Annotated in this window: 20 protein-coding genes and 1 tRNA gene; 10 read left to right on the top strand and 11 right to left on the bottom strand. The window is 66.7% G+C overall.

Annotated features, from left to right (window positions below):
• Positions 1–88: 88 nt before the first annotated feature.
• On the bottom strand, positions 89–1708 hold the full coding sequence (locus RIT73_RS12310) for a hypothetical protein (RefSeq protein ID WP_309132369.1): 1620 nt from the start codon (positions 1706–1708) through the stop codon (positions 89–91).
• A 182-nt stretch (positions 1709–1890) separates the two neighbouring features.
• Here RIT73_RS12310 and orn point away from each other — a divergent pair, with 182 nt between their 5' ends.
• Complete coding sequence (gene orn, locus RIT73_RS12315) at positions 1891–2496, top strand: oligoribonuclease (protein WP_309132370.1); 606 nt, start codon at positions 1891–1893, stop codon at positions 2494–2496.
• A 6-nt stretch (positions 2497–2502) separates the two neighbouring features.
• Here orn and RIT73_RS12320 read toward each other — a convergent pair whose 3' ends face one another.
• Positions 2503–3423, bottom strand: a complete 921-nt coding sequence (locus RIT73_RS12320; protein ID WP_309132371.1) for a hypothetical protein — start codon at positions 3421–3423, stop codon at positions 2503–2505.
• A gap of 70 nt (positions 3424–3493) precedes the next feature.
• On the opposite strand from RIT73_RS12320, the gene RIT73_RS12325 reads away from it, so the two are divergent.
• Entirely contained in the window at positions 3494–4225 is a 732-nt protein-coding gene (locus RIT73_RS12325; protein ID WP_309132372.1) for a DUF2993 domain-containing protein, read from the top strand.
• Between the two features lie 8 nt (positions 4226–4233).
• Here the strand turns inward: RIT73_RS12325 and RIT73_RS12330 are convergent, their stop codons facing one another.
• Positions 4234–4614, bottom strand: coding sequence for a MerR family transcriptional regulator (locus RIT73_RS12330; RefSeq protein WP_309132373.1), 381 nt, complete (start codon positions 4612–4614; stop codon positions 4234–4236).
• 240 nt (positions 4615–4854) lie between these two features.
• Between RIT73_RS12330 and RIT73_RS12335 the strand changes: the two genes are divergently transcribed.
• The 3 genes from RIT73_RS12335 to RIT73_RS12345 all read left to right on the top strand — a co-directional run bounded on the left by RIT73_RS12335 (position 4855) and on the right by RIT73_RS12345 (position 8102).
• Positions 4855–6360 (top strand): SulP family inorganic anion transporter, encoded by a 1506-nt coding sequence (locus RIT73_RS12335; protein WP_309132374.1) that lies wholly within the window; start codon positions 4855–4857, stop codon positions 6358–6360.
• Between the two features lie 32 nt (positions 6361–6392).
• Positions 6393–7634, top strand: coding sequence for a Zn-dependent hydrolase (locus RIT73_RS12340; RefSeq protein WP_309132375.1), 1242 nt, complete (start codon positions 6393–6395; stop codon positions 7632–7634).
• An 81-nt stretch (positions 7635–7715) separates the two neighbouring features.
• Positions 7716–8102, top strand: a complete 387-nt coding sequence (locus RIT73_RS12345) for an antitoxin (protein ID WP_309132376.1) — start codon at positions 7716–7718, stop codon at positions 8100–8102.
• On the opposite strand, the gene RIT73_RS12350 is transcribed toward RIT73_RS12345, so the two are convergent.
• Positions 8096–8929 carry a hypothetical protein gene (locus RIT73_RS12350; RefSeq protein ID WP_309132377.1) on the bottom strand — a complete coding sequence of 278 codons (834 nt, stop codon included), beginning with the start codon at positions 8927–8929 and terminating at the stop codon, positions 8096–8098. The genes RIT73_RS12345 and RIT73_RS12350 overlap by 7 nt on opposite strands.
• 8 nt (positions 8930–8937) lie before the next feature.
• Positions 8938–9750, bottom strand: coding sequence for a hypothetical protein (locus RIT73_RS12355; RefSeq protein WP_309132378.1), 813 nt, complete (start codon positions 9748–9750; stop codon positions 8938–8940).
• Between the two features lie 99 nt (positions 9751–9849).
• On the opposite strand from RIT73_RS12355, the gene RIT73_RS12360 reads away from it, so the two are divergent.
• A complete protein-coding gene (locus RIT73_RS12360; RefSeq protein ID WP_309132379.1) occupies positions 9850–11163 on the top strand; it encodes a glutaminase in 1314 nt (437 codons plus the stop codon).
• Between the two features lie 62 nt (positions 11164–11225).
• Positions 11226–12044, top strand: coding sequence for a siderophore-interacting protein (locus tag RIT73_RS12365; protein ID WP_309132380.1), 819 nt, complete (start codon positions 11226–11228; stop codon positions 12042–12044).
• Between the two features lie 30 nt (positions 12045–12074).
• Here the strand turns inward: RIT73_RS12365 and RIT73_RS12370 are convergent, their stop codons facing one another.
• The 5 genes from RIT73_RS12370 to RIT73_RS12390 all read right to left on the bottom strand — a co-directional run bounded on the left by RIT73_RS12370 (position 12075) and on the right by RIT73_RS12390 (position 15864).
• Positions 12075–12977: an EamA family transporter gene (locus RIT73_RS12370; protein WP_309132381.1), complete on the bottom strand. Its 903-nt coding sequence runs from the start codon at positions 12975–12977 to the stop codon at positions 12075–12077.
• A complete protein-coding gene (locus RIT73_RS12375) occupies positions 12974–13708 on the bottom strand; it encodes a phenylalanine--tRNA ligase beta subunit-related protein (RefSeq protein ID WP_309132382.1) in 735 nt (244 codons plus the stop codon). Before RIT73_RS12375 ends, RIT73_RS12370 begins: the two co-directional genes overlap by 4 nt.
• Positions 13701–14306, bottom strand: a complete 606-nt coding sequence (locus RIT73_RS12380) for an XRE family transcriptional regulator (RefSeq protein ID WP_309132383.1) — start codon at positions 14304–14306, stop codon at positions 13701–13703. The genes RIT73_RS12375 and RIT73_RS12380 overlap by 8 nt, the downstream gene beginning before the upstream one ends.
• Positions 14307–14425: 119 nt before the next feature.
• Positions 14426–15259 carry a ribokinase gene (locus RIT73_RS12385; protein ID WP_309132384.1) on the bottom strand — a complete coding sequence of 278 codons (834 nt, stop codon included), beginning with the start codon at positions 15257–15259 and terminating at the stop codon, positions 14426–14428.
• Complete coding sequence (locus tag RIT73_RS12390; protein WP_309132385.1) at positions 15259–15864, bottom strand: TetR/AcrR family transcriptional regulator; 606 nt, start codon at positions 15862–15864, stop codon at positions 15259–15261. The genes RIT73_RS12385 and RIT73_RS12390 overlap by 1 nt, the downstream gene beginning before the upstream one ends.
• 56 nt (positions 15865–15920) lie before the next feature.
• On the opposite strand from RIT73_RS12390, the gene RIT73_RS12395 reads away from it, so the two are divergent.
• Entirely contained in the window at positions 15921–16949 is a 1029-nt protein-coding gene (locus tag RIT73_RS12395) for a DUF2867 domain-containing protein (RefSeq protein WP_309132386.1), read from the top strand.
• Here RIT73_RS12395 and RIT73_RS12400 read toward each other — a convergent pair.
• Positions 16931–17003, bottom strand: a tRNA-His gene (locus RIT73_RS12400). The genes RIT73_RS12395 and RIT73_RS12400 overlap by 19 nt on opposite strands.
• A gap of 226 nt (positions 17004–17229) precedes the next feature.
• Here RIT73_RS12400 and RIT73_RS12405 point away from each other — a divergent pair.
• Positions 17230–18948: a hypothetical protein gene (locus tag RIT73_RS12405; RefSeq protein ID WP_309132387.1), complete on the top strand. Its 1719-nt coding sequence runs from the start codon at positions 17230–17232 to the stop codon at positions 18946–18948.
• 109 nt (positions 18949–19057) lie between these two features.
• Entirely contained in the window at positions 19058–20599 is a 1542-nt protein-coding gene (locus RIT73_RS12410) for a hypothetical protein (RefSeq protein WP_309132388.1), read from the top strand.
• Positions 20600–20738: the final 139 nt, after the last annotated feature.

The following is a 20738-nucleotide window of genomic DNA, read 5'->3' on the forward strand; positions in this document are numbered from 1 at the left end:
CTGTCTGAAAGCCTGAGAACAATCGGCGTTGACTCCAGCTTAGATCGTACCGGCGCTCGGGTGGGTCCACCCGGGTCGGTCACCTCGGCTACTTCAGCTTGGCGCCCTGGAGGGTCTCGAGTCCGCCGATCAGGCGCGCCTTCCCCTCCTTGGGAACCAGGAATGTCAGCACCTGGTAGGTCGTGGTCTCCACCGCCTTCTCCGTCGTGTCCTCACCGACGAGCTCCTTCTGCGGAGTCTGCAGAGTCAGGGAGCCGGTGCGGCCGTCCTCGGACTCGGGGGTGATCGTCGACCGGGCTTCGATCACTCCGGTGACGACTGCCGCATCGTCCGCCGTTCCCTGCGCGACGAGTTCCTTGCCGGGCGTGTACTTGTACTCCACCTTCGCCTTGCCCCGCTCGGCGCTCTCCTTCTGCTCCTTCTGGTTCTTCCAGATCGACTTCGAGAAGTCGTCGGCTTCGAAGGCCTTCGCCTCCTTCGAGCCCTGACCCGAGCCCAGTGCCTTGGCGTAGTCGTCGACGACCTTCTGCGGAGTCGCCGCGTAGCCGTCCGCATCGGGGGCGAGCAACGGCGCTCCCTGCCGGGCGTCGGGGATCTCGGGCAGTTCGGTGCCGGGGACCAGCCGGGTCTGGGACCACAGTTTGTAGTTCTCCCGCGGCGATTGCTGGTTGAAGACGAGCAGCTGGGTGCTCTCACCGTTGGAGGTCACGAGGCTGGTGATGCGGGGCCAGGAGTTCGTGGCCGCGGTGTAGTTGAGGAGGATCTCCTGGTTCGCGACCGGCGGCGGGAGTTCGTGCTTCTCGACCTTCTTCTTCACGTCATAGGACGTCTGCCGCTGCTTGAGTGCGGGTCCGGCGACACGAGGGTCGAGCAGACCTTTGTCCGTCTTCTCATCGGCGGTCTTGACGGTTCCGGCGACGGAGTCGAGGATTCGCTGCGCCTGATCGTCGCTGACGCCTGCCATCGGCGACGACGGCGCCTCGGAGGGCTCGGGCTTCGGCAGCTCCTCGGGTCCGCAGGCGCTGAGCGCCAGGACCGGGACGATGGCGAATGCGGTGCCGTATTCGGCGAGCTTCCTGCGCCGCTCCTGGCGTGCCTTGCGGCGGTTCGCCTCCTGCTGAGCGGTCCTGCGGCTGAGGAATAGCATGACGAGTCCTCCGATGAACATGGCGCCGCCGACGATCATCAGCGGAATCGCCCAGGGGGTCTCGGCCTGGTTCGGCCAGGACAGGGTGACGGTCTTCACCTGGCCGGGCTCTCCGCTGCCGGCGATGACGAAGCCGGTGCGGTTCGCCTCGCCCCTCCACTCGAGGGTGGCGGAATCCGTTCCGCTGACTTCGGCCTCCCAGATGTCGGCCCCTTTGGGATTGGGGACCGAGGGTTCGCCGTCCTGGCTCTTGACGGTGAGCCCGCCCTCGGGTGCCAGCCCGGTGACCCGAGCCGCGGCGGAATCGCCCACCCAGGCGTCGATGTTCTCGATCGGGGCCTGAGCGATCGTCAGCTCACCCGTGCCTTCGACGGTGAGGGTGGCCGGGGTCTGGTAGAGGTTGAGCATGCCGGGGTCGATGACGACGGCCGGTGCTTCGGCATCGATCTGGGTCGTGGCGGTGATCGTCTTCTCCGGCGCCCACAGAGTCTTCTGCAGAATTCCGAGGCCGCCGACGAGGAGGCCCACCACCATGAGTATCACTGCAAGTGTGTAGCGCACCTGTGCACCCTTCTACTCAACGAAACGTCCGTCGTCCCAAGCTTCCACTTCGAACACCCCAAGTTTAAGTCACTTGACCAGTGTTTCCTCTGCGGAAGCGTTCAGCTTGTGTCAGCGTGCACAACCGCCGTGCTGTGCCATCCGGCTGTCGGCCCGCACTGCTCCTGGCATAAGGTGGGTGGGTGAGCAACGACAGAATTGTGTGGATCGACTGCGAAATGACCGGGCTCGACGAGGCCGCGGACGAGCTCCTCGAGGTGGCGGCCATCGTCACCGACTTCGAGCTCACTCCGCTCGATGACGGAGTCGACATCGTCATCAAGCCCTCCCCCGAGGCGCTCGAGCAGATGAGCGAATTCGTCACCGAGATGCACACCGCCTCGGGGCTGATCACCGAGCTCGAGGCCGGCGCGTCGCTCGCCGAGGCGCAGGAACTGGTCCTCGACTACATCCGCAAACACGTGCCCGATTCGGGGAAGGCTCCCCTCGCGGGCAATTCCGTGGGGACGGACAAGGTCTTCCTCAACAAGCAGATGCCCGAGCTCATCGACCACCTCCACTACCGCATCATCGACGTGTCGTCGATCAAGGAGCTGAGCAAGCAGTGGTTCCCCCGCGCCTACTTCCAGGCGCCGGAGAAGCACGGCGGTCACCGCGCCCTGGGCGACATCCTCGATTCGATCGTCGAACTCAAGTACTACCGACGGGCCGTGTTCTCCGCCGAGGGACCGACCTCGGAGCAGGCGAAGTCCATCGCCGCCGAGGTGGTCGCCTCCTTCCAGCAGTAGGAGCGCTCAGCTCCTCTTCCGGGGCTGCCGGGCGAAGACCTTGGTCGGGAACACGCCCGAGTTGCTGAGTACTTTGGTCAGAGTCCGGCTGGGCGACAGCAGGCTCTCGATCTGCTCATCGCTGAGCGCGTCCCACGCCGCTCGCACGGTCGCATCCGTGAGCTGTTCGACCTGCTCCTTGAGCTCACGCCCGGCCTCGGTGATGGCGGGCAGATCGAAGCCGCGCTCGTCGGTGCCGATCGTGATCAGTCCCGCCTCGGCGAGCCGGCCCTGCGCTGCCTGCCACTCCTCGTCCGTGTAGCCGCGCGTCTTCTGCGCGGCCCGCGGCTTGAATGAAGCGCCGGTGGCGACGTCGAGCAGCAGAGCCTCGATTCCCGGGACGCCTGCGGTGACGAGGGAGGCCACGTGCCCGTCACCGCGGAACTCCCGAGCCACGGTCGCCAGATCCCACAGCTGTTCGAAGTCGGTGCGGGGCTCATGGGCGGCCATCACCTCGGCGGTGGCTGCGGCGAGCGCCCGGCCGGAGAAGTCCATGGCCGAGATCAGCGGTCGCAAAGCTGTGGTCAGTTCTCGCGCGGCCTCGGTGAGCAGCGCAATGTCGTCGCGGTCGCCGAACAGGCCCTGGAGGTGGGCCGAGACACCGTCGAATCGGGCCCGGATCAGCGCCTCGGGTCTCGCGGTCTCCCAGATCCCGGGCACGACCGAGGAGATGAACGAGGGCGAATAGTTGTAGAAAGTCGCGTTGACGACTCCGGCGCCGACCCGTCCCATCGGCGCACAGCGGGCGCCGATGTTGCCTGTCATCCGCTTGTCGAAGCCGAGGCGGGCGTACGCCTCTCCCACCGCGTCCGAGAAGTAGACGGCGGAGTGGAAGGAGTTGAGCCGGCCCGACAGGGTCCTGATGTTCTGCGTGCGCTGGGAGGTCATGTCTTCAATCTACTGGCCGCAGCCACGACCTGGATAGGGAGTCCCCAATGCTGCCTGCGAGAATGGGAACATGAGCGCTGCACACACCTTGAGCTACGCGAACGACCCGGAACCGAAGCGGAGGTCGCGCCGCACACGACTCATCGTCTCTGCAGTCATCGTCGTCCTCACCCTTGTCTTCGGCCTCATCGCCGCCGATCGCATCGTCGACTACGCCACGGAGCAGAAGATCGCGAAGGGACTCGAACCCTATGCGGACGCTGATGTCTCGGTCGAGGGATTTCCGATCCTCAACCAGTTGGCGGCCGGTCGCCTCGGCACGGTCCATGTTCGCGCGAACCAAGCGGAGTACGAAGGCGTGGAGTTCGCCGATGTCGACGCCCACCTCTACGACGTTCCCGTCGACTCCTCCCGACCGGTCGGCACCATCGACGCGAATGCGCTCATCCCGCTGTCGACGATCGAGTCCCTCGCGTCCGAGCATGCTTCTCTGCCGCAGGGAACGAGTTTCTCCGTCGTCGACGGCCGGCTCTACCTCGACGGGTCTCTGCTGGGTCAGGCGCTCGTGGTCGGCATCGATCCGCAGGCACAGTCGAGGCAGGTGACGGTCGAGGCCACGTCGATCCGACTCGGCACGACGGAGATCGACCTCGATTCACTCCCCGGCTTCCTCACCTCGGCGATCTCCGATATCACGATCGACCTCGGCTTCCTGCCCGCAGGACTCGAACTGACCGAGATCTCCGTCGAGGACGACGGACTGCGGGTCAACCTCCGCGGCTCAGGGGTCAAGCTGAGCTGATCGCGCCCCTAGCGCAGCCGGTCGGCGAGGAGGCCGAGGAACTCATCGGCCATGTCGAGTCGCTGGGCCAGCTTCTCCCGGCGTTCGAGTGCGTCCCGCTGGAAGTCCTCGAGCATTCGCCGGGTGTCGGCGGAGGCCTCATCATTCGCCCCGGCCGAATCGATCGCCCGCAGCAGGTCGCCCATCTGCTCGAGCGAATAGCCCAGCGGCTTCATCCGCCGGATGAGCATCAGACGTTCGAAGTCGCCCTCCGTGTACAGTCGGAATCCGCCGTCCGAGCGGCCGGACGGTGTGAGGAGGTTGATCTCGTCGTAGTGGCGGATCGTGCGCAGTGACAACCCGGTCCGGTCGGCGAGCTCCCCGATGTGCATCGTCTCCTCGTCCGGCATGACCGCCCTCCCTCTCATCGTCCGGTCCTGCCATTCGATCGGCGAACCGGTTCTGCAAGCGCCGGCGACGCTTCTCGGCCCACGGACGCTGACAGTGCCAACTTAGTCGACTCGCCTCAACTCTACCGTTACGTTAAAGTTGGTCACCGTGCCGTCTGTTCGACCGAATGCACTCTGATCGCCATTGCCCTGCGCTGGAACTGGATCAGGCCTCACACCGCCACGAATTCGAGGAGACCGATGTCAGCTCCGATCATCGACGACAAGACCCGCTACCGGCCGGAACCATCGGTGCTCACTGCGCTGAAGTCCCCGCGCATCCTCACCCGTGAGGTTCTCGCCGGTCTGGTGGTGGCTCTCGCCCTGATCCCCGAGGCGATCTCGTTCTCGATCATCGCCGGCGTGGACCCGAAGGTGGGGCTCTTCTCCTCGTTCGTCATGGCGGTCACCATCGCCTTCGTCGGCGGGCGGCCCGCGATGATCACAGCAGCGACCGGGGCCGTCGCCCTCGTCATCGCCCCCGTCGCCCGCGAGCACGGATTCGACTACTTCGTCGCCACCGTCCTGCTCGCCGGAGTGCTCCAGATCCTGCTGGCCGTCTGCGGCGTCGCCAAGCTCATGCGCTTCATCCCCCGCAGCGTCATGGTCGGGTTCGTCAACGCCTTGGCCATTCTCATCTTCTCCGCCCAGCTGCCCCAGCTGATCGGCGTTCCGTGGCTGGTCTACCCCTTGGTCGCGGCAGGCCTCGTCGTCATGGTGCTCATGCCCAAGATCACGAAGGTCGTTCCCGCACCCCTGATCGCCATCCTCATCGTCACCGCTGTGGTCGTGACCTTCGCGGTCAGCGTCCCCACCGTCGCCGACCAGGGCGAACTGCCGCGCAGCCTGCCCGAGCTCTTCATCCCGCAGGTTCCGCTGACCTGGGAGACGTTCACGACCATCGCCCCCTACGCCCTGGCGATGGCTCTCGTCGGCCTGATGGAGTCACTGATGACGGCGAAACTCGTCGACGACGTCACCGACACCCGTTCGGACAAGACCCGTGAGAGCTGGGGCCAGGGCGTGGCCAACGTCGCCTCGGGACTGTTCGGCGGCATGGGCGGCTGCGCGATGATCGGTCAGACCATGATCAACGTCAAAGCCTCCGGCGCCCGCACCCGGATCTCGACGTTCCTCGCCGGCACCTTCCTGCTCATCCTCGTCGTGGTCCTCGGCGACCTCGTCGGCATCATCCCGATGGCGGCGCTGGTCGCCGTCATGATCATGGTCTCCGTCGGCACCTTCGACTGGCATTCGATCATGCCATCGACGCTGAAGATGATGCCCAAGAGCGAGACCTTCGTCATGCTCGCCACGGTCGCCGTGGTCGTCGCCACCCACAATCTCGCCATCGGCGTCGTCGTCGGCGTCTTCGTCGCCAGCGTCCTCTTCGTCCGCCGGGTCGCCCACTTCGTCACGGTCGTCCGCACGCTCAGCGACGACGAGGCGACCGTCCACTACACCGTCACCGGTGAGCTCTTCTTCGCCTCGAGCAATGACCTCACCACCCAGTTCGAATACTCACACGACCCCGACCGCGTCGTCGTCGACATGACGCAGTCCCATGTCTGGGACGCCTCGACGGTGGCAGCGCTCGATGCCATCGTGACGAAGTACGAACAGTACGGGAAGACAGTGGAACTCATCGGAATGAACGCCTACACTGAGCAGTTCCACGCCCGACTCTCGGGCGGCCTGGGCGCCTGACCTCGACCGCCCCACCGAAGAAGGACTCGACGATGAGCACGATCACGCCGGCAGCCGACCGCTTCGAATCCGAACTCAGAGAACTGTCGACCCTCGTCGACAGCGACCAGCCGGGATGGACGCGCCGGGCGCTCAGCGAGGTCGACGTCGTCGGCCGCCGCTACGCCCGCTCACTGATGGACCAGGCAGGGCTGACCACGCGCATCGACGGCGCCGGGAACGTCATCGGAGTCCTACCAGGTCGCCTCGGCGGCAGGGAGATCATGCTCGGCTCACACACCGACACGGTCGACGGCGGCGGCCGCTACGACGGGATCACCGGCGTCCTCGGCGCCATCGAAGTGGTCAGGCTGCTGCGCGAGAACGACATCCGGCTCGATCACGACCTGGTCGTGGTCGTGTTCTTCAACGAGGAGCCCAACGATTTCGGCTTCTTCTGCGTCGGTTCCCGGGCGATGACAGGCCGGGTCGACCGCTCGACCCTGGCGGCAACCGACATCCACGGCCGCACTCTGGCGTCGGCGCTGCCCGATTCCGGGATCGATCCGGAGGCGTTCCTGCGCGCGCAGTACGACTTCTCGAAGGTCAGCGCGTTCCTCGAACTCCACATCGAGCAGGGCCCCGAGCTCGAGCGGATGGACCGGCAGATCGGGGTCGTGGAGACGATCACCGGCATCAATCACTTCCGCGCCCTGTTCACCGGCAGGCAGGATCACGCCGGAACCACTCCGATGGACGTCCGCGCCGACGCCGGGTGTGCGGCAGCGGGCACGGTCCTGGCCGTCGAGGCCATCGCGGAGTCGGGAACCAGCACCCGCGGCACGTCCGGTCAGATCGCCTTCACCCCGGAGGCCGTCAACGTCGTCACCGCCCGCGCAGTCGTCGAGGGCGAGTTCCGCGGTCCTGACGGGTCCTGGCTGCAGGAGGCCGAACGCCGCCTCACCGAGGCGGCCGCGCAGCAGGCGGCCAAGCGCGGTGTGAGCGTGGAGATGGAGTGGACGACCGACGATGCCCCGGTCCCCCTGGACGAACCGATCACCTCCACCGTCGCCGGGGTGGCCGACGACCTCGGATTCTCCCGTGCGACGATGTTCTCCGGGGCCGGTCATGACGCGGGAATCATCGCCGCGAAGACGCAGACCGGCATGATCTTCGTCCCCTCGCATGACGGCCGCAGCCACTGCCCGGAGGAGTTCACCGAGCTCAGCGCCATCGTGCCCGGGATCTCCGTCCTGCTCGAGACCGTGCTGCGCCTGGACTCCTCGCTCAACTGACTGCCACGCTCCCACCAGCGCCGACACAGCCTCGGCGAATAGACTTCGAAGGTCCGAGTCACCACCGATGAAGGGTCGACGATGTCATTCGACAAGTTCCTCAACAAAGCCAAGAACCTCGCCAACGATCCGAAGGTCCGGGAGAAGCTCAAGTCGGACAAGGCCGAGAGGGTCAGCGACTCGTTCCTCGACAAAGCCGCGGGTGCGGCTGATTCCCTGACCAAGGGCAAGCACCGCGACCGGATCCAGAAGGCGCGCGACGCCGCCGATCGTGCCGTCGGCACCGATGGTCCCAGCCACACCGATGGACCGGGTCGCACCGATGGTCCCGGTCGCGCTGATGGTCCCGGTCGCGCCGATGGTCCCGCTGCCGGCAGCCCTGAGGCCCCGCGTGATCCCCGCTCCCAGGGACCCGGCGAGGAGCCTCACGATCCCCGTGGGAATCCGGGGGATCCCCGTCCCTACTGAACCGTCACCGAGGCGGTGGAACGGGGATCTGCGGAGAGGACGATGCGCAGATCCCCGGCAGTGCCGAATTCGTCCTGCTCGACGGTCCATCCGCCGGCGTCCTTCCTTCCGCACGGTGTGACGTCCGGAGGAATGGTCACGCAGCCCACCGAATCAACCGGAACCGCCGACCGGACGGTGACATCGCCGCTGCGCAGCGGCCGGACATGGATGACTGCCGCAGCAGTCCGCTCTGTGACAGCAGTCCGCTCTGTGACAGCAGTCCGCTGCGTGCCAGCAGCTCGCTCCGTGACAGCAGCCCGCTCCGTGCCAGCAGTCCGCTCTGTGCCAGCAGTCCTCTGCGTGCCACCAGTCCGTTCCGTTCTCTCGGTCGGCCGGCCTCCCGACGCAATCGCGCTCGCCCCGGTCACGGTGTAGCCGAACGTCGCCGTGTGCTCGCCTTCGCCGAGCGCCTCCTCGACCTCCATCTCGACCGCATGTTCGGTTCGGTCCACCTCGGCGTCCTGGTGCGAGCCGTCGACCGTCACCTCGAGGTCGGAATACTCGGCCCTCAGATAGTCAGGGATGGGCCCGTCGCTGTTCGGGAGCCGGAAGCCGTCATGAATGGTGCCGCCGAGGGTCATGCGGGTCGAGAAGGCCATGTCAACGGTCTGCTCCATAGACACCCGGTAGCTCCCGTCGGCATGAATGCTCACCGTATGCGTCGCCGTGTTCGACCGCACCGGGTTCGGCGCCGCGACGACCGCGGTTCCAGAACCGGCCGCAATCAGGACGACGCCGAGGCCGAGAACGGCGTGGAGCCCGGCGAGTGCCTGGGCCCACCTCATCCCGACCATCATGACGGGTGGCGGTCGACGACGAGGGGCGCAGCCGTGACGTCACCGGGTGCGGCGAAGGCGACCGCATCGATTCTCGTGAACGGATCGTCGGTCCAGCGCAGAACCGAGGGATCCGATTCGACGTCGGGCTCCCGCAGTCCCTGACAGGAAGCATCAGGGGCGAACGTGACATTGCTGGGAAGACATTCGACGGCCGCACCGGCAGGGACGGTCAGCGACCGATAGCTGCGCGCGTCCTCGGGCCCATGCGGAAATCGCAGCGGCATCACGAACAGATTGCGCCCCTCCACCGCGACGAACACATCCGCGAGGACATAGTCGACCGTCACGGCATGACGTCCGGACGACCAGCGCCCACGATCCGGCGGCGCGATGGTGAAGACGACGTCGTCGTGGAAGAGGTCCTCGACGTGGGCGTCCCGGACCACGGTCAGGTCGACCGCCTCGGCGGAGGGACTGCTCACGTCCTGGGCGCTCACCTGGCTCACGCGCGGCAGAACCGCATACTGTGCGTCGCGGTCGCGGTCGATCCACCCGATGCCGATGCCGCCGATCGCCCACCTCACTGGCCTCTCGCTTCCGACCGGGGTGTCGAAGACGAGCAGCTGGGAGACCGCGAGCGTGCCGTCGCTGCGCACGGTGACGTCGAGCGAGATCTCCTCCGGGGTCACCGCCTCGACCGGAAGGCCGCTGTCGCTGCGAGGCTCGATCGGCGGGTGGCGGAGCACGCTGACGATGACGACCAGCGCGATCACGGTCGCCACCGCCGCCAGTGCGACGGCGATGATCCGGGTTCTGGTCGAGCTCATGCTTCGACCCTAGATCGACGACGCTCGGCAGGGCCCCCTTGGGTGTGCCCATTCTGCAACCGCCGTGGCGGATCGGTCACTGCCCCTAGACTGGCCCCCATGCGATCACCCATTCCCGACTACCTCGATGAGATCCTCGACAAGCACCGGCAGGACCGGTCAGGGGCGCCCGCGGACTACATTCCCGCCCTCGCCGCGGCCGATCCGGAGAAGCTGGCGATCTGCATCTCCACCCTCGACGGCATCGAATACGCCTCAGGCGACTCCGACTACGCGTTCACCATCCAGTCGATGTCGAAGCCGTTCGTCTACGGAATGGCCCTTGAGCGGTTGGGGATGTCCGCCGTGCTCGACAGGGTCGGTGTCGAGCCCACCGGTGAGGCCTTCAACGAGCTCTCCCTCGACGAGACCTCGGGCAAACCGCTCAACCCGATGATCAACGCGGGTGCGATCACCGTCCACTCACTCCTCGGGCCGTCGGGGTCGAGCGCTGCCGAGCGTGCGGAGATCGTGCGGGCGGGACTGTCCGAGTTCGCCGGCCGGGAGCTGACCATCGACGGCTCCGTGGCCGAGAGCGAACGCGCCGGCGCCTACCGCAACATCGCGATCGCCAACATGCTCCGCTCCTATGACGTCATCACCGATGATCCCGACGAGGCGGTCAACGGCTACATCGACCAGTGCTCCGTCCTCGTCACGGTTGCCGATCTCGCCCTCATGGCAGCGACCCTGGCCGGCGGCGGGATCAATCCCAAAACGGGCAGACAGGTGCTGTCCCCGCGGGTGAACCGGCAGGTGCTGGGCGTGATGATGACCTGCGGAATGTACGACGTGGCCGGTGACTGGATGACCGAGGTCGGCGTGCCTGCCAAGAGCGGCGTCTCCGGCGGCGTCTTCGGGGTCCTCCCAGGCCAGCTCGGCATCTCAGTGTATTCGCCGCGGCTCGACAGCCACGGGTCGAGCGTGCGCGGAACGAACATCTTCCACACCCTCTCCGACGACATGGGCCTGCACATCATGGAGGCTCCGGAGCCTGCCCGCTCGATCATCCGCCGCGACCGCCGCTTCGTCGGAGCGAACGGAGAGATGGTGCGCATCTGCAGCCTCCAGGGTCTGATCCAGTGGAGCGGCGCGGAGAACGTCCTGCGCACCATGGACGAGCCCGACTCCACGACAACGGTCTTCGTCCTCGATCTGCGCCGTGTGTATTCGATCAACGACGTCGCCCGCCGTCTGTTCACCGAGGCTCTGGCGCGGATGAAGAACGCCGGCGTCCGCGTCGTGCTGATGGATCCGGAGAACCTGCTCGAGTGCGCCGGCCCCGGCTCGCCCCTGCCCGACGTCAAGCTCATCGACTCCCTCAAACCGCTCAAGGGCCTCAAGCGGCTCCGGAACGCACGTTTGCTAAGGTAAGCCTTAGTTCACGCCGAGGTGATTCCGTCCCCTCGCCCCGACTCCCCCGGAAGGGATTTCGCTTGACCTCCTCGCCCGCCTCCGCACAGGCGCCTGTGCGTCCACCTCGCCCGCAAGCCGTCCTCACCGTCACCGCGGTCGAGGAGGTCACCCCGAACCTGATCCGGATCACCGCCGGCGGAGAGGGCTTCGAGGCCCTGAACCTCAACGAGTGCACGGACAAGTACGTGAAGATCCTCTTCGCCGACCCTCGGCATGGGCTCATCCCGCCCTACGACCTGGCCTCGCTGCGTGACTTCGCGCCGGAGAAGCTGCCCCGCAACCGCACCTACACGCTGCGGAACGTCGACGCCGAGGCGAAGACTGTGACGATCGACTTCGTCGTCCATGGCGACGACGGGATCGCCGGTCCCTGGGCAAGGAGTGCGCGGCCGGGCAACACCCTCACCATGAGCGGAGCCGGCGGCAAGTACCGGCCGACGACGGACGCCCCCTGGCATCTGCTGATCGCTGATCACACGGCGCTGCCCGCAGTGTCCTCGGCGATCGAGGCGATGTCCACCGGCGCGAGCGGCGTCGTGCTCGCAGCCGTCGAGCACGACGAGGACCGGAAGCTGCCGGACGCACCGGCCGGCCTCGACGTCATCTGGGTGAGCAGCGACGACGAGCTGCTGGCCGCACTGCACGACCTCGACTGGCAGCAGGGCACTCCCCAGGTGTTCGCCCACGGGGAGCGAGAGACCATCAAGTCCGTACGGAAGATCCTCAAGCACCATCAGGTGCCGCGGGAGTCCCTGTCGATCTCCGCCTACTGGGCCAGGGGCCGCGCCGAGGACCAGTTCCAGGCCGAGAAGCGCGAACCCGTCGGTCAGATCGACTGACCAGAGGGTCCGGCGCGCGGCGTCCGACGGTCAGTCGACCGCCTCGCTCGACTGCACCACGGTGGGTCTGCGCCCGCCGCGCTGGGCCCCGCTTCCGGCCAGGACCACGAGGACGATGCCCACAACCTGCCACAGCGCCGGAACCTGGGACAGGAACACGAGCCCGATGATCACTCCGAAGGCAGGTTCGAGTGCCATCAGGGTCCCGAACGCCGTCGGCGTCATCCGCCGCAGCGAGAGCATCTCGAGGCCGAACGGCAGCACCGGCGCGAGCAGAGCCAGGCCCAGGGCGATGAGGATGACCCGCAGGTCGATGCCGCCGATCGCCTGCGGAGCTCCGACGATCGTCGTCACGACCGCGGCGATCGGAATGGTGATCGCCAGTCCGGTGATTCCGGTGAACCGGTCCCCGATCCTCTGCGTGAGCAGGATGTAGGTCCCCCAGCCGAGTCCGGCAGCCGCGGCGAAGGCGATGCCGAGGGGATCGAACGTCGCGCCCCAGGGTTCGGTGAGCAGGACGACCCCGACGAGGGCGAGGGCCGGCCAGGCGAGCATCTGCCTGTTCTTCGAGCGGATGGCGGCGACGACGAGCGGGCCGAGGAACTCGATCGCCACCGCGGTGCCGAGTGGAATCCTGTCGATCGCGGCCAGGAACGCCGTCGTCATCAGACCACTGGCGACGCCAAGGCCGAGCAGCGGTGCAATGTCCTCTCTGCGGATCCTCCGCAGGGGTGGGCGCGCGATGACGACGAAGATGACCGCGCCCATGCACAGTCGCAGCCAGGCGGTTCCCGCCGTGCCGACCTCGTCGAAGAGCACGACCGAGGAGGCGTTGCACAGCTGGATGAGCAGCATTGCCGTGACCGCGAGCGACCATGGTGGCAGCACGTCGGCGACACCGCGCCCAAGGATCACATCCGGTTTCGGGGTCATGGAGCGCCCACCATGCGCCGTGCAATCGTCACGGACTCGCCCACGGTGGCGAGCGCCTCGGCGAGGGAGTCTCCTGCCGCGTTCAGGGCGTCATCGTCGATGGGATCGAGGACGTCGAGGATGAAGAGCGCCGAGGTGGTCGTCTCCCGCAGCCCTGTCCGCCGGCCCTGGCGCCAGTTCCACCGGCGGCAGGTGACGCCCGCATCGTCGCACCACACGACCTCACCCGGGTCGGGGTGCTCCGTCACATCCTGACCCCCGGCATTCGTGTCGAAGGCTTCGGTTCCGGTGGCGCGGATGAGCTTCGGCGCACCCTGGTAGGCGTCGAGGTCCTCACCGCCGAGAGGGATCCGATGGGTCACGGAGATCGCGTTGTAGATATCGGTGAGCCGATTGATGCGCGGCAGGCCCTTCTCAGCCCTCCGCATGAGTGCCTCGAGGCTGTTGCGCGTCTTCTGCGGTTTGGCCCCGAATGCGCGGTAGGCCTCGCGCCATGCCGCGATGTGGTCGACCTCGGTGATGGGAGTCCGGGTGAGGATCTCTGCGGTCGATTCCTCGGCGGCGCGGAGCAGTGCCTCGCTGTGCTCATCTCCGGCGCCGGGCTCGATCCCCGAGGCCGCCAGGAACAGGACTCGGTAGTCGGGGCGCAGCTCGAACACCTCGGCGTCGACGGTCGCGGCGGCGAGGAAGTCGTCGAGCTTCGCCTTGGAATGGATCATGGTCTCAGTCATGGGGGTTGTCCTTCCGACGGTCGGAACCGACTCCGGGTTCGAAGACGGACAGGGAGAAGCGCACGGGCGCCTCGGCGGGGTTGGCGTAGGAGTGCGGTTCGTCGCCGGCGAAGCTCATCGCATCTCCGGGAGCGAGTTCGGAGGTTTCGCCGGCGACGGTGAGGGTGAGCCGGCCATCGAGGACGAGGACGAGCTCGCGGGTGCCGGGCGAATGGGCTTCACTCTCGTGATCCTCCCCCGGCTCCAGTCGCCAGTCCCAGAGCTCGACGATGTCCGGCGGGGCGGTGGAGGCCATGAGCACTCCCTGCCCGCCCGCGGGCCCGGACCACAGGACGGCGCCTTCACCTGCGCGGGTGATGTCGATGTGCCGGCGCTCCGGTGGCTCGACGAGCGACGGGAGGCCGACCCCGAGGGCGTCGCTGAGACTGAGCAGCGTGCCGATGCTCGGGTTGGCGGCGCCCTGTTCGACGTTGACGACCATGCGCCGGCTGATGCCGGCGACCTCCGCGAGCCGATCGAGCGTCCACCCGCGGGCTGTTCGCTCGTGTCGGACGCGGGACCCGATGACCGCGGCCAGGGTTTCGGTGCTTGCACTCATAAGTGCATCATAGTGCACTATTCAGTGCACTCGGCAAATCGGACAGGCTAGGGCGCTCGCGCTCCTGCTCTCGCAAGTTCTCGCGCTCCCGCTCCCGCAAGATGGAGAGGACAGCGCGGTCAGACGTAGCTCTCGAGCGCCTCGAACTCCGGCTGCGCGCTCGGATCGAGCACTGCCGCGGCGCCCACGGCATTGGCCACCCGCAGCGATTCGCCATGTGAGAGCCCCGAGCGCAGGGCGATGGTCAGTGCCGCGCAGAAGGCGTCACCGGCTCCGACGGTGCTGACCGGGGTGGTCGGAACCGCCGGGGCGAAGGCTATGCGCTCCCCCTTTTCCAGCAGGGCCGAACCATCGGCGCCATAGGTGACGGCGACGAGCTTCGCGGTCTTCAGCTGCGGGAGGAGTTCGTATTCGGTTTCGTTGACGATGATGAGGTCGGCCCGGTCGACCACCTCGGCGGGCAGAGTCAGGGCGGGAGCCGCATTCACGACGAAGTACCCGCGGACCTTCTCCGCGAGCTCGGCCACGAGGTCGAGGGAGATCTCGAGCTGGGTGAGCACGGTCTCCGTCTCACTGAACTCGATGGCATCGATTCCCACGTGGGCGTTCGCCCCCTCGCAGACGGCGATGAGATTCTCCCCTTGCGCGTCGACCACGATCAGGGCCGTGCCGGTTTCCCCGTCGACGATCTCGACACCGCTGATGTCGACACCCGCGGCGACGAGCGCCCCTGTCATCTCCCGGCCTGCGGCATCGGAGCCCACGGCGCCGATCATCCTCGTCCGCGCCCCGAGACGCGCGGCGGCCGCGGCCTGGTTCGCGCCTTTGCCGCCGGAGCTGTGGACCAGCCGCCCGCCACCGACGGTCTCTCCCGCCCCCGGCAGGCGGGAGACGAGCGCGGTGACGTCGGCGTTGATGCTGCCGACGACGGTGAGGTCGAGATCGATGTTCATCAGTTTCCTTCGTGGTGGCCGGTGCGGGCGGACTGACGGCGAGGCGCTGGGGACACGAGAACGTCGAGCATCGTCTCCAGGTAGTCAGGTGAGAGATCGGCTTCGGCGGGCGTCGCGTGAGCGAGCTGAGCGATGCCGAGGTAACCGGTGTAGGCGAGCTGCGCCCTCTGCCTCGCCTCGTCGGCATCGAAGCCGATCGCAGTGAACTGCTCCGCAAGGTAGTCGAGGCGGCGCCGCGTGACCCGTGCGAGCAGCGGCGCGACGAGCGGGTGCTGAGCGGAGGCCTGGAGCGCCAGTTCCACTCGCGCCCCGCGTTCGCTTCGGCTCTCGACGGCGCCGAAGAGCAGAGCACGCAGCCGAGGCACGCCGACCGGAACTTCGGCGATCTCGGCAATCACCTCCTCCGTGTCCAATCGCTCCCACAGCTCCAAGGTCGCGACGATCAGCGCATCCCGGCCTGAGAAGTGCCAGTAGAAGCTGCCCTTCGTGGAGCCGAGCCGCACCGCGAGCGGTTCGATCGCGATGGCGGAGAGCCCCCCTTCAGCCACAGCATCGAGAGCGGCGATGGTCCAATCGTCTGCGGTCAGACGCTTCCTTGATGGCATACCCATACGGTAGCGTATGTACCATACCATACGCTGGCGTACGGAAGGAGATCGCCATGCGAATCCACAACGCGCATTCACGGCTCGTCAGGGCATCGACGCGCACCATCGCATCACTGTTGGACACGATAGGCCAGACCGACGACGCACTCTACCCTCCACTGTGGGAGCCGATGCGCCTCGACGGCCGCGTGGCAGTCGGGGCAAGCGGCACTCACGGCACCATCAGCGCCTACCAGCCGGGCGAACTCATCGAGTTCACGTTTCCTGCGGGCCTGGGCATCACCGGGACGCATTCGTTCACCGTGAACCCTGTCGATTCGGAGCGGATCGAGGTCAGGCACGTCGTCCGCGCCGACGCGACGCCTCCGGCCTGGCTGGCATGGAAGGCCGCGATCGAGCCGTCTCACGACGCGGTACTCGAGCAGGTGCTCGATCGACTCGAAACTGCAGTCGGGACTCCCCCTTCCCGCCCGCACCGGCTCTCCCGCTATGCACGGCTCCTGCGACGACTCGAGTCCCCGCGGGCCCATGAGGTCGACGTGGAGCAGACCGGGCTGACCGTCGGTTCTCTTCCTCGCGTCGACTTCTCGGACGTGTTCGCCATCGAACGCCGTCGGGAGACGTCGTCCGATGCCGACGAGTGGGCGGAGGCGATCTTCGATGACCCGCCGAGGTGGGTCAGCGCGCTGATGACGATTCGCGAGCGTCTGGTCGGGTACTTCGGCTTTGATCAGGAAAGCGCCGAGATGTTCACTCCCATCGCCCGCACCGACGATGAGGTGCTGTTCGGCGTCGACGCCGGCCACCTGGACTTCCGCACCTCGGTCCGGTGCGAATCAGAGCAGGTCGTCCTCAGCGGAGCCGTGACGATGCACAACCTCCGGGGTCGGATCTACTTCGCCCTCGTCCGGCCGATCCACCCGTTCGTCATCCGCGCCATGCTCAACCGAGCGGCCAGGCGATTGGCTCACCGCAGCGCCGCGTCGGCGGAAACTCGCACGCCGGACATGGAAGAAGCCCCGAGAACCTTGATCTCTCAAGACTCTCGGGGCTCCTCGTTCGGGGTGAGTAACGGGACTTGAACCCGCGACATCCGCGACCACAACGCGGCGCTCTACCAGCTGAGCTATACCCACCACATGCTCTGCACCAAGGCGCAGACAGCAAGATACATCCTAACCGCCCCCGCGCGGGCGAGCAAACGCGGAAACGGCTTGGACCGAGAATGAGATGCAAGTCTCCTATCGTGCAACGATTCAGTCGCGGCGTATAACGGTTTCGGAGATTCGGTAGGACGGCAGGGACGGGTTCACTAGTATTGAGTCGTCATTGTCACCGACAATCGTTCAAGGAAACCAGTACATGGCTCGTGCGCTGATCTCTGTCTCCAACGACGGGTTCACCTATCTGTCCCTCAACGGGGCATCGAGCCGCTATTCCGACGCCGGACGGGCGCTGTCCTACCTGGGCGACTACGCCCGCGAAACCGGCACCCCCGTGTTCGTGACCATCGACGATGGCAGCAGAGGCGTCGAGGTCCACATCGACGCATTCGGCAAGGTTGCCCCGCAGACGAACGGCTCCTCTCCCGACCGCTCCCCCGCCGAGGCGACCGCCACTGTCACCTCGGCCTCTCCTGCCGCGACGGGGACCGCGACTCCCCTCACGCTCGATGACGCGTCCGCCGACTCAGCCGCAGCCACCTCGGCGAACGGGATCTCCTCAGCTCGTTCTGGACCCCAGTCCACGATTGCCGTCGACTCCGACGACTTGAGCACCGGCGGAGCCGAACTGAGCCCGGGCGGCGAGGAGTATCCGCAGGGCACTCCGTTCTCGGGCCCGGTCGCCATCACCGCCCCGGCTCCTCGACTGCGGCCGCGCCGCGCCAAGAAGCCGCCCAAGCAGCGTCGACCGCTGCACCTGAAGAAAGTCACCGTTCCAGGCCTGGTGCTCATCGGCCTCGCGATCCTGATGATCGGGGCCTTCGTCATCCCCAACTTCGTGCCCGATCAGGCAGAGGAAGCGCCGCAGACGATCAGCACCGAAGCGCAGCCGAATCCCCATTCGGACATCGTCGTCGCCGACACCAAGGACGTCGTCCCCGGATTCGCCCACAGCCCGAAGTGGGAGGCCAAGGTCCCCGAGGCCGCCTCGGTGACTGCATCGGACCGCGGTGTCCTCGTCGTCAACGACGAGAAGCTGGAGGTCCTCGATCCGAGGACGGGCGAGGTGCGCTACTCAGGCAAGGTCAGCCAGCCGCCGACGTTCGCCGTCGACACGATCATCGACGGCAGACCCGCACTGCTGTGGCAGGTCGGCGACTCCGCCGAGGCACTGTTCGACGGGGACAAGAAGCCGATTCGCTACCAGCTCCCGGACAATGCGCGGATCTCCTCTGCGGGCACGAGCGTGCTTGTGAAGTCGGGCAACAAGCTCTCGACCTTCGGAGCGGACAGACTCATCGACGTCCCCACTCCCGAATCGGGCATGACCCCGATGGCGGTCGAGAACGACAAGCTCTACAGCGCCGACTACGACGGACCGGTTCGTGCCACGAACATCAAGACCGGCGACGAGCGCGACATCAATCTCGAGGCGCCCTCCGACAATCTCAAGATCATCAAATGGATCTCCGCCGGCCACGGCAAGATCATCACCCTCTGGGGCGAGCAGGGCGCATCGACGAACAGCGGGCATCGGATCCAGCTCGTCGTCCATTCCCTTGAGGACGGAGCCATCCTGTCGACGGTCACCACGACGACCGACATCGTCGGCGAGATGTCATGGGTTCGCGGCCAGGGAAGCGAACGGGCCTACATCGGCCCCTACCTCTTCGATATGAAGTCGGGCCTGCTGCTCATGGACACTTCGCGCGCCGACATCCACCTGTCTGAGCCCCGGGGAACGATCGTCCCCTGCACTGTCGCGAGCGACGCCTCGTGCCTGCTCGCTGGCAATGACGCCTACCGGACTGAGACCCGTCTGCTGGCCGTGACCGACTCCGGGAACACGGCACTCGTCGACAGCCCGGATTCCAAGATCCGCGCTTACGACAGGAAGCCCGGCACGCCCGACAAATAGTACGAAACTTTCTCGCGTTCAACGATGCCACTATGATGGTGGCCGACGTGCCTCTGTGTCAGGCCTCCCGAAAGCTCGATGACCGGAGTCCCCATCGCGAAGGAATACAGTGCCCCCGACCCATGAGCTCTGCCGCACTGCGGCCGCACTCGGCACTATCCTTGCCCTCCTGGTCCTCTCTCAATTCGGCATTTCGACGCCCGCGAACGCGATCTATCTCCACCCCCCGACGGAGACTTCGTCCAACTCGACAGCGGCTGTCACGGCAGACGCGAGTTCCGGTGATGACGGCTCCGCTTCTTCCTCGCCGGACACCTCCGCCGAGGCGGACGCGGGTTCGGGCGATTCTTCGTCCGCAGAGGCGGATGGGGCGGAGGCGTCCGCCGGAGCCGACTCCGCCAACGCGGACGATTCCACTGAGGACGGGGCCGACGGGTCGAAGGATCCGACCGAAGATCCGACCGAGGATCCTGATCCATCCGAGGAGTGTTCACTCGAATCGGATCCCAACTGCAAACCTTCTCCGGCCAGCGACGTTCCGGCGGCATGGGGCGCCGATCAGACACTCCGCTTATCCGACGTCCCCGACAGCTGGGTCGGCCAGACCTTCAGCGGGCCATCGAATGACGGCACCATCAGGGTGCCCGCTCAGAATGCGTCGAAGACTGACACCGACGACAGCGGGAACCCTGTTGCCGCTTCGTCGGCACCTGCACCGGAGAAATACTCTCTGGATTCCAATGGCTACGTCGTCGACGCGGCCAACCGTGATGAACCGATGAAGTTCGAGGGGTTCGACAACGATCCTGGATGGAAGTTCAACTCGAACGGCGAGACGATCAGCGTCACCGGCGAGCCCTATACCGGTTCCGACACCGGCTCCGACCCTGATGCCTCCTCGACCGGCAACGACACTGGCACGGAAACAGGTGAGTCGGACAGCACCTCCACCGACGGCACCGCAGATGCCAACACCGCCGACTCGAGCGGAACCGATACCGCCGGAGCGGACTCGGCAGATTCCGACGCATCCGGGTCGACCAGCTCGTCCGATCCCGACTCCACCAGCACCGCGGACAGCACTGATTCGGCCGACAGCAGCGCCTCCTCCGACATCACCTCGGCGCAGGATGCCACCGACGATCGCAGTGACGGCACCCCGACGCCGACCCCCACGGACGACGCCGGGAAGTCCGGCACCCCTTCGTCGCCCGGCTCGGACCCCGGAACGGAGGCCAGCAGTTCCTCGGGCAGCGACGACGGCAGCGGCGAAGGCGGCACCGGCGGCGGCGATCAATCGGTCCCCGACCCGTCGACGGGCAACGGCTCGGTGGACACCCGCGACACCATCCCCGGTGACATCGGGGCCGACTGGGTCCCCGCGGGCGATGGCCCGGCCCAACGCCCGGACTACTCCGACCCCGTGCCGAGCAACCCCGACACCTCGATGCCGAATGACGAAACGGACCTCATCACGGGAGGCAGCCAGCCCGCACCCCGCGCCAACACTCCCCCGTCCCCATCGTTCGGCGAATCGATCGTCAGCACGCTCGTCAGCTCGTGGCCCGTGTTCGTCCTGGCCGCCTTCGGAATGGCCGCCGTCGGGTTCATCATCTACCTCGTGGGACGCCGCGGCTCCAAGCAGGCCTGATCGAACGCGCCTGCTCAGGCAGGACATTTCACGTCAGGCGCCCTGATATCTGCCACTCTGGAGAATCCAGCGGTTAAGCTTGACGCCGAGGCACTGTGGCTCCCTGCCACGTGCGTGAATGCATTCAACCCGGAGGCGA

The organism is Brevibacterium sp., from assembly GCF_031179145.1.
In the GTDB taxonomy this organism is placed as follows: domain Bacteria; phylum Actinomycetota; class Actinomycetes; order Actinomycetales; family Brevibacteriaceae; genus Brevibacterium.

Excerpts from the sequence above, each read along its gene's own strand:
- RIT73_RS12320 (WP_309132371.1), bottom strand. The coding sequence starts at position 3,423 with ATGACCTCCCAGCGCACGCAGAACATCAGGACCCTGTCGGGCCGGCTC.
- RIT73_RS12325 (WP_309132372.1), top strand. The coding sequence starts at position 3,494 with ATGAGCGCTGCACACACCTTGAGCTACGCGAACGACCCGGAACCGAAG.
- RIT73_RS12330 (WP_309132373.1), bottom strand. The coding sequence starts at position 4,614 with ATGCCGGACGAGGAGACGATGCACATCGGGGAGCTCGCCGACCGGACC.
- RIT73_RS12335 (WP_309132374.1), top strand. The coding sequence starts at position 4,855 with ATGTCAGCTCCGATCATCGACGACAAGACCCGCTACCGGCCGGAACCA.
- RIT73_RS12340 (WP_309132375.1), top strand. The coding sequence starts at position 6,393 with ATGAGCACGATCACGCCGGCAGCCGACCGCTTCGAATCCGAACTCAGA.
- RIT73_RS12345 (WP_309132376.1), top strand. The coding sequence starts at position 7,716 with ATGTCATTCGACAAGTTCCTCAACAAAGCCAAGAACCTCGCCAACGAT.
- RIT73_RS12350 (WP_309132377.1), bottom strand. The coding sequence starts at position 8,929 with ATGAGGTGGGCCCAGGCACTCGCCGGGCTCCACGCCGTTCTCGGCCTC.
- RIT73_RS12355 (WP_309132378.1), bottom strand. The coding sequence starts at position 9,750 with ATGAGCTCGACCAGAACCCGGATCATCGCCGTCGCACTGGCGGCGGTG.
- RIT73_RS12360 (WP_309132379.1), top strand. The coding sequence starts at position 9,850 with ATGCGATCACCCATTCCCGACTACCTCGATGAGATCCTCGACAAGCAC.
- RIT73_RS12370 (WP_309132381.1), bottom strand. The coding sequence starts at position 12,977 with ATGACCCCGAAACCGGATGTGATCCTTGGGCGCGGTGTCGCCGACGTG.
- RIT73_RS12375 (WP_309132382.1), bottom strand. The coding sequence starts at position 13,708 with ATGACTGAGACCATGATCCATTCCAAGGCGAAGCTCGACGACTTCCTC.
- RIT73_RS12380 (WP_309132383.1), bottom strand. The coding sequence starts at position 14,306 with ATGAGTGCAAGCACCGAAACCCTGGCCGCGGTCATCGGGTCCCGCGTC.
- RIT73_RS12385 (WP_309132384.1), bottom strand. The coding sequence starts at position 15,259 with ATGAACATCGATCTCGACCTCACCGTCGTCGGCAGCATCAACGCCGAC.
- RIT73_RS12390 (WP_309132385.1), bottom strand. The coding sequence starts at position 15,864 with ATGCCATCAAGGAAGCGTCTGACCGCAGACGATTGGACCATCGCCGCT.
- RIT73_RS12395 (WP_309132386.1), top strand. The coding sequence starts at position 15,921 with ATGCGAATCCACAACGCGCATTCACGGCTCGTCAGGGCATCGACGCGC.
- RIT73_RS12405 (WP_309132387.1), top strand. The coding sequence starts at position 17,230 with ATGGCTCGTGCGCTGATCTCTGTCTCCAACGACGGGTTCACCTATCTG.